Source organism: Vibrio sp. 378, from assembly GCF_033339435.1.
In genome coordinates this window covers 1-502 of the sequence record NZ_JAWOUO010001291.1, presented here as the reverse complement: position 1 = coordinate 502, position 502 = coordinate 1, and the positions used below count along the sequence as shown (strand labels likewise).

At 39.4% G+C, this 502-nt stretch carries 1 pseudogene; it reads right to left on the bottom strand.

The features are described from left to right. Positions 1-87 precede the first annotated feature (87 nt). Positions 88-502 (bottom strand): annotated as a pseudogene (locus R7Q48_RS31625) (HD family phosphohydrolase); the annotation flags it as partial.

The window sequence follows — 502 nt, the reverse complement described above, 5'->3', positions numbered from 1 at the left end:
CAAATGGACACTTTCCACTCAACATCTAAATTCACCCAAATTAACACCCAGCATTTCTACAGAATACTCACAAAAAACTGTGGATAACTACTCATCACTGTCAAAGAAATAGGATATTCGCGAGCGTGGGTTTAGGTACTCTTTTATCTTATCTGGCAATTTAGATGGATGAATCGCATTTACGATCCTCAAATCTTTCGATGCAAGCTCAATGATGGGAGCTTGAGTTCTTGGCACTGATGGGTCGTAAACCAGAACATTTGGAAATAGCAGGTTTGAAGCGTTCACTGAGATGACCAATCCCACCATATTATTAGATAGCTGAACAACCGTGCCAGGAGGGAAGACGCCCATGAACTTGATCAGGATATTAAGGTTTTCTTCTTTATATAGGTGTTTACAGTTTTTATATAAATGAGAAAGGGCGGTGTATGGGATTTTCTGTTCTGAAGCGATCGGTGTATGGCACAAATTATCAAATGCATTTGCCACTATGACAATT